This window comes from Rhodococcus sp. R1101 (assembly GCF_000278445.1).
Classification (GTDB): domain Bacteria; phylum Actinomycetota; class Actinomycetes; order Mycobacteriales; family Mycobacteriaceae; genus Rhodococcus; species Rhodococcus gordoniae.
The window spans coordinates 1-2433 of sequence record NZ_AJVB01000542.1; the positions used below are offsets into that span (position 1 = coordinate 1).

Genomic DNA, 2433 nt, shown 5'->3' on the forward strand with positions numbered 1-2433 from the left:
CGCCGGCTGCATCACCGACGAGACCACCACCGGCCGCGTTCCGCTCGTCGAGGCCCTTCCGGTCGCCGGTGAACCCACCCCGGTCGTTCGTGAATCCGCCCCGGTCGCCGCTGGATCCACCCTCTGCATGGGTGTTCCCGAACCGGCGGTAGTAGCGGTACAGTTCGTCCTCTTCGAGCGGTGTCAGCTCACCGTTCTCGTCGATGTTCGGGGCGCCGGTGATCGTGTCCTTGTCGAAGGGCAGGCGCACTCCGCTGCTGTCGAGCTCGGCTTCGTCGATGGGGGCGAAGTGCCGGCGTGTGCCGAACAGCCCCGTGACGACGGTGATCCATGCGGGTCGGCCCGTGTCGTTGTCCAGGTACACCTCTCCGACGCGTCCGAGCTTGTCACCGTCGGGCCCGTACGCGGTGGCGCGAGCGAGGGTGTCGATGTCGTCGTTGCTGATCATGATGTCCTCATCCGTGGGCGATGCGGCTTACTGCAGTGCGGATGCCCTTCGATGAGAGTGACGAAACGCCGTCGTCACACCGTTCGCCGTTGCGCGACCCCTCTCCGCGTGTTATCCATATTGTCAACAATCCGACAACAAGCATGAGGGTTCGCTCCCTCGGCTGTTCGGAGGGATCGTCATGACCCGACTGTCACCCCGCCTGCTGCAGGCGACGTCCGTCACCGTCGACCATGCCGAGGGGTGTTACGTCCACGGCACCGACGGACGCCGCTACCTCGACTTCACCGCCGGTATCGGCGTGACGAGCACCGGGCATTGTCATCCGCACGTCGTCGAAGCCGCGCGCCGGCAGATCGGCTCGCTCATCCACGGGCAGTACACGACCGTGATGCACCGGCCCCTGCTCGAACTCACCGAAAGACTGGGCACGGTACTGCCCGGCGAGCTCGACTCGTTGTTCTTCGCCAATTCGGGTAGCGAGGCCGTCGAAGCGGCGTTGCGGCTGGCCCGGCAGGCGACAAGACGCCCCGGAATCGTCGTCTTCCACGGCGGTTTCCACGGCCGGACCGTCGCCGCTGCGACGATGACGACCTCGGGAACCCGCTTCTCCGCGGGATTCTCACCGCTCATGGGTGGTGTACACGTCGCTCCGTTCCCCACCGCCTATCGATACGGCTGGTCGGAGGAGGAGGCGACCGACTTCGCGCTGCAGGAACTGGACTACCTGTTCGCGACCCTGGTGGCACCGGACGAGATCGCGGCCTTCGTCGTCGAACCGGTCCTGGGCGAGGGCGGTTACGTACCGGGGAACACGCGGTTCTTCCGCGGATTGCGGCAACGGGCCGACGAGCACGGCATCCTGCTCGTATTCGACGAGATCCAGACCGGTTTCGGTCGTACCGGAAAGTTCTTCGGCCACCAGCACTTCGGAGTGCGACCCGACGTCATCACCATCGCCAAGGGGCTCGCGAGCGGTTTCCCGCTGTCGGGTATCGCCGCCTCCGAGGAGCTCATGGAGCGCGTCCGCCCGGGATCGCAGGGCGGGACGTACGGGGCGAATGCCGTCTCGTGCGCGGCGGCCGTGGCCACCCTCGACGTGATCGAGAAGGAAGGGCTCGTCGACAACGCGGCCACGCGTGGACGCGAACTGCTCTCCGGCGCGCGGGAGCGCGCGACCGGCGATATCGGCGACGTGCGGGGACTCGGTCTCATGGTGGGTCTCGAATTCACCACCGAGGGGTCTCCCGATCGGGACCGCGCGACCGCCGCGCAACAACTCGCATCCCGAAAGGGATTGCTGCTGTTGACCTGTGGTGCCCACATGAATGTGGTGCGTATGATCCCACCCCTGATCGTCACCGCGCAGCAGATCGATGATGCGCTCGGCATCTGGTCCGAAGTCCTCGCAGAGGTCCGATAATCCGTCGAACGAGGGAGTCCGCGTGGCCCGATACATCACGATCACTCTCGACAAGCGCGACATCACGTGCAGAGCACGACTTCTCGACGACGAAGCGCCGCTCACCTGTGCGGCGGTGTGGGATGCTTTGCCGCAGAGCGGTGCTGCCTTCCATGCCAAGTACGCTCGCAACGAGTTGTACACCCTGGTGCCGAGGATCACCGCGGCACCGCACCGGGAGAACCCGACGGTGACGCCGATCCCCGGCGACGTGTGCCTGTTCGACTTCGAACCGTGGGAGATCGGTAATCCCGCATACGGTTACGAACCCGGATCGCAGGCCCACGCGCAGCAGGGAGCGACCGACCTCGCGTTGTTCTACGGCCGGAACAATCTGCTGCTCAACGGCGACGTGGGGTGGGTGCCGGGCAACGTCTTCGCGACCATCGAGGAGGGACTGCCCGAACTCGCTGTCGCGTGCAACGACCTGTGGATCCAGGGGGTCGTGGGGGAGACGTTGAGCTTCGCGCGCGCGTAGACGGGCGCCGAACCGAACGGTACCGCGCGATGTGCGGTGCCGTTC

The 2433-nt window shown here is 66.1% G+C and carries 3 protein-coding genes; 2 read left to right on the top strand and 1 reads right to left on the bottom strand.

Annotated features, from left to right (window positions below; all coding sequences use genetic code 11):
- The coding region (locus tag R1101_RS27995; RefSeq protein WP_016935278.1) for a PRC-barrel domain-containing protein at nucleotides 1-448 on the bottom strand (448 nt) is incomplete at its 3' end.
- A 181-nt stretch (nucleotides 449-629) separates the two neighbouring features.
- On the opposite strand from R1101_RS27995, the gene R1101_RS0121270 reads away from it, so the two are divergent.
- A complete protein-coding gene (locus R1101_RS0121270; RefSeq protein WP_016935279.1) occupies nucleotides 630-1871 on the top strand; it encodes an aspartate aminotransferase family protein in 1242 nt (413 codons plus the stop codon).
- A gap of 22 nt (nucleotides 1872-1893) precedes the next feature.
- The gene (locus R1101_RS0121275; protein ID WP_016935280.1) at nucleotides 1894-2388 is read left to right on the top strand and encodes a DUF3830 family protein; all 495 of its coding nucleotides are present in this window, start codon (nucleotides 1894-1896) and stop codon (nucleotides 2386-2388) included.
- Nucleotides 2389-2433 lie beyond the last annotated feature (45 nt).

Excerpts from the sequence above, each read along its gene's own strand:
- R1101_RS0121270 (WP_016935279.1), top strand. The coding sequence starts at position 630 with ATGACCCGACTGTCACCCCGCCTGCTGCAGGCGACGTCCGTCACCGTC.